The sequence below is a fragment of the Promicromonospora sp. NPDC060204 genome, from assembly GCF_042728455.1.
In the GTDB taxonomy this organism is placed as follows: Bacteria; Actinomycetota; Actinomycetes; order Actinomycetales; family Cellulomonadaceae; genus Promicromonospora.
In genome coordinates, this window is the sequence record NZ_JBHWZO010000380.1 from 1 (window position 1) to 4,241 (window position 4,241).

Genomic DNA, 4,241 nt, shown 5'->3' on the forward strand with positions numbered 1-4,241 from the left:
ACCCACCCTGTGGGTTCACCACCCCCACAATCCCCCCGCTCCCCCGCCGGGACACCCCCGGCCCCCGCTACGGGGGGCCGGACCCGCGGATCCGCCACCCCGTGCCCTGCTCGGTCGTGCCGCCTGGCACGCGGCGACCGTCAGTCGCCGAGCGCGCCCGCCACCAGCTCCAGCGTCTGCGAGCGGCCGAACGTCGCGTCCAGCGCCTCGTCGTCGCGCGATCCGGCCACCGGCACGAGCATGACCTCCTCGACGCCGTGGCGTTCCGCGAGGCCGCGCACCTCGGCGGCAACGTGCTCGGCGTCGCCGATCAGCCAGCGTGTCCGCATCGCCTCGATGGACTGCGCGATCATGCCGTCGGCGGGCTCGTCGGCCGTGGCGCGCAGCGCCTCCTCGACGGTCTCCAGCGGCCCGAGCTTCTGGCCGGAGCGCAGCCGGGCCATCTGCCGCAGCTGGGGCAGGGCGCGGTCGTGGGCCTCGTCCGCCGTCGGCGCCGCCACCGCATTGACCGTCACGAACGTGCGCGGCTCCGGGTGCTCCTCCGAGGGCCGGTACCCGTCCCGGTACAGGGCGAGGATCTGGTCCATGCCCTGCCCGGAGAAGTGGTTCGCGAACACGTACGGCAGCCCGAGCTCGGCCGCCAGGCGCGCGGAGTAGTCGCTGGAGCCCAGCAGCCACACGGTCGGCACGCTACCCGCGGCGGGTGTGGCCCGCACGTCGTAGATGTCGCCCGAGACCAGGCGCAGCCGGGCGCCGTCGGGCTCCATCAGGGCCATGATGTCGGTGACGTGCTGCGGGAACCGGTCTACGTCCGCCGTCGGACCCGTGGCGCGCAGCAGCGAGGTGACCACGGGGTCGCTGCCCGGGGCGCGGCCGATGCCGAGGTCGATGCGGCCGGGGGCCACGGCCTCCAGCGCGGCGAACTGCTCCGCGACCACGAGCGGGGCGTGGTTCGGCAGCATCACACCGCCCGACCCCACCCGGATGCGGGAGGTGCGCGCGGCCGCCGCGGCGATCATCACGGGCGGCGACGACGCGGCGACGGCCGCCATGTTGTGGTGCTCCGCGAACCAGTAGCGCTCGTAGCCGAGCCGGTCGGCGAGCGCCGCCAGGTCGAGCGAGGCCGACAGGGCCTGGGCGCTGGTCTGGCCCGAGCGGACGGGCACGAGGTCAAGGACGGACAAGCGTGGCTGGGTGTTCATCGCCTTGGTCAACCGTCGCGGGGTCCGGCGTGTTCCTCGGCCGCCGCCCTTTACCAGTTCTGTACCGGTTTCGGTATCGCGGGAGGTCATGGCGCCCACCCCGGTCGGCCTGACATGATCACGTGCGTGTCTGTTGATGTGCGCGCTGCGACCGACGAGGACGTCGACTCCGTGGTCGACCTCTTCCGCCAGTACCTGAGGTTCTACGACCAGGAGGTGCCCGACGCCGAGGCGCGGGCCTACCTGACCGCCCGCCGCGACGCGGGCGACAGCGTGCTGCTCGTCGCGGAGGTGGCCGCGGAGGGCGGCGACCCGGCAGAGCCCGCCCGGGTGGTCGGGTTCGCCCAGAGCTACCCCACGTGGTCGTCGGTGAGCCTGAGCCGGTCGTGGGTGCTGAACGACCTGTTCGTCGCCCCGGGGTCGCGCGGGACGGGCGCCGCGCGCGCCCTGGTGCAGGAGACCTGCCGCCTGGCCAAGGAGGCCGGCGCCATCCGGGTCTCGCTGGCCACCGCGTGGGACAACCTCGCCGCACAGGGGCTGTACGAGTCCGAGGGCTTCGTGCGTGACCAGAACTTCCACCACTACGCGTACGTGACGGGCGCCTGACCCCACCGTGGTGCGGCACGCGCGGCGTGCTCCTCCAGCTCTGTGTCGGTAGCCCGCGCTAGGGTGTGCCCCGGCCAGGAACATACCTGGTCAGAAGGCCAAACTGCCGATTCGGGGAGACCCCGGGAACTGGAGCGCACACCACCATGATGGGAGGCAACCACGCCGCGACGGGAGCCGCGGCCTGGGTAGCGGTCACCGCGTCGACGCCGATCGCGTTCGGCTGGTACCCCGTGACGGACGCCGGCGTCGTCGCCGGCGCGCTCGTCTGCGCAGGAGCCGCGCTCCTGCCTGATGCCGACCATCACTCCGGCACGATCGCGAACTCGCTCAAACCCGTCTCGAACGCCGTGGTCAAGGTCATCGAGACGGTCTCGGGCGGGCACCGCAAGGGCACGCACTCGATCCTCGGCGTCGCCGTGTTCACGGCCATCGCCTGGGGGCTCAGCTTCCTGAGCATCGACACGGGCAACGAGCAGGTCGGCGCCATCCTGATCGGGCCGGGCATCATGTGCGTGCTGCTGGTCGCGTTCGCGCTCAAGGCGCTCAAGATCACGCGGGACACGAAGATCCTGCCGTGGACGACGTCGATCACGCTGGCGGTGCTCATCGCGATCTTCGCGCCCGAGGAATGGTTCTGGATGCCGTTCAGCGTGGCGCTCGGCTGCATCGTGCACATCCTGGGCGACATGATCACGACCAACGGCGTGCCGCTGCTCTGGCCGCTGAAGTTCCGCAGCCCCCGCTGGATGCGCGACGGGCGCGGCCTGGAGCTCGACATGATCTGGCGCTCCGGCGGCAACCTGTCGCTGCCGATCCTGGGCGACGCCGGGTCGGTCCGGGAGTGGATCTTCCTCATCCCCGTGTCGCTGTACGCCGTCGTCGGCATCGTGTGGGCACTGCTGAACGAGATGGGCTACGACACGATGGCGGTCTGGAACCAGTTCCTCGGGCTCTTCCCGGGCTGAGTCCTCCCCCGCCGACCCGCCGCCTGGCACGACGACGTCCGGCCCTCGCCCACTGACGGGTGGGGGCCGGACGCCGTTCCGGGGTCGCTGCTAGCCCGTCGCTCAGAGGCCGCCGGCGACGGCGGCGCCGGCGGCGAGCCAGGCGCGCCGGGTCTCCGGGCGCAGCGCCCCGTACCGCAGGTGCCCGTCGACCATCGCCGGGTCGAACGGGATGGTGACGACCTCGCGGGCCAGCGCCCGGTACCCGTCGGCGACCTTCTCCAGCTCGCCCGACGACTCCTTGGGGTCGGCCTGGCTCACCACGACCACCGACTGCTGGGCCAGGTACGCCGACCGGCCGTCGCGGGTCCCGAGCGCCTCCAGCAGCAGGGCCCCGGCCTCGGCGTGGTCGTCGCGCGTCGTGGTGGCGACCACGAGCTGGTCCGTCAGGTCGATCATCCGCTGCCACATCGGGTCGGACTCGTCGTTGCCGGAGTCGATGAGGATCATCCGGTAGTACTTCGAGAGCACGGAGTGGATCGCGTCCACGTCCTGCGGCTCGATGCGCTGCTCGTTGGCCATCGCTATCGGCTTGGACCGCAGCACGTCGAACCGGTCGCGCGTCTGGTGGTGCACGTACCGCGCGAGGTCGGCGGCCTGCGCCGACGGGCCCAGGAGCCGGTCGGTCTGCGGCAGCAGGTCCAGCAGCGTGGACTCGTGCGGGCCCTGCTCGGTGCGCCAGCCCAGCGTGCCGCGGGTCTGGTTGTTGTCCCACGTGACGACGCCCGCGCCACCGAACTGCGCGAACACCGCCGCGAGCAGCACCGTCGACGGTGTCTTGCCCGCGCCGCCCTTGCCGTTGACCATCGAGATGGTGCGCGGGCCGGGCCAGTGCTGGCTCACCGCGCGCTCGTCGGCGCGCTCGAGCCGTTCCGACTCGCTCGGCCCCACGCGGATGCCCATGCGGGTCAGCATCCCGCGGAAGCCCTGGGTGGCCGGGTCCTCGTCCTGCTGGTGCGTGAGGAACGACTGCCGCGCCTCGCGGCGCGAGCGCGGCGCGTCGCCCTCGACCGTCCGCACGGGGCCGGACGGCGGCGTGGAGAGCCCGTCGTCCGGACCGGCGTGGTCGGCCGTGGGGGCGCCGTTCACGGGTGCCGGGAGCGGGGTCGCGAGGTCGCCGGGGACGCCGTCGGGAATGCCGCCCGGGATGGCGCCCGGGAGGTCCTGGGCCGCGTTCTCGCGGACCCAGTCGGCGACGCCGTTGTCGCCGGCCGCGTGCGCGACGTCGGACGGGACGTGCCCGCCGTCGGACGGGAGCGGAATGGTGGGCGCGACGCCCGGGGCGGGCAGGTTCTCCACGGGGTCCGGCGCGAACGCCGGGACCTCCGGTGCGAACGCAGGGCCGGCTTCCGGGGCGGACGCAGGGCCGGCGCCGTTCGACCCCTCGGGCGCCCGCGGGGCGCGGCGCACCGTGTCGGTGTCGATC

At 73.2% G+C, this 4,241-nt stretch carries 4 protein-coding genes; 2 read left to right on the top strand and 2 right to left on the bottom strand.

The genetic code is table 11. The annotated features are described in order from the left end of the window. Positions 1–140: 140 nt before the first annotated feature. Complete coding sequence (locus ACFWEJ_RS27575) at positions 141–1,202, bottom strand: LLM class flavin-dependent oxidoreductase (RefSeq protein ID WP_377232361.1); 1,062 nt, start codon at positions 1,200–1,202, stop codon at positions 141–143. A gap of 126 nt (positions 1,203–1,328) precedes the next feature. Between ACFWEJ_RS27575 and ACFWEJ_RS27580 the strand changes: the two genes are divergently transcribed. Together ACFWEJ_RS27580 and ACFWEJ_RS27585 are read left to right on the top strand one after the other, a co-directional pair. Beyond that, positions 1,329–1,808, top strand: a complete 480-nt coding sequence (locus tag ACFWEJ_RS27580) for a GNAT family N-acetyltransferase (RefSeq protein ID WP_377232362.1) — start codon at positions 1,329–1,331, stop codon at positions 1,806–1,808. A 149-nt stretch (positions 1,809–1,957) separates the two neighbouring features. Continuing rightward, on the top strand, positions 1,958–2,776 hold the full coding sequence (locus ACFWEJ_RS27585; RefSeq protein ID WP_377232363.1) for a metal-dependent hydrolase: 819 nt from the start codon (positions 1,958–1,960) through the stop codon (positions 2,774–2,776). Positions 2,777–2,878: 102 nt separating this feature from the next. Here the strand turns inward: ACFWEJ_RS27585 and ACFWEJ_RS27590 are convergent. Then, positions 2,879–4,241 (bottom strand): chromosome partitioning protein ParA (locus ACFWEJ_RS27590; protein WP_377232364.1); only part of this gene is annotated, 1,363 nt, incomplete at its 5' end.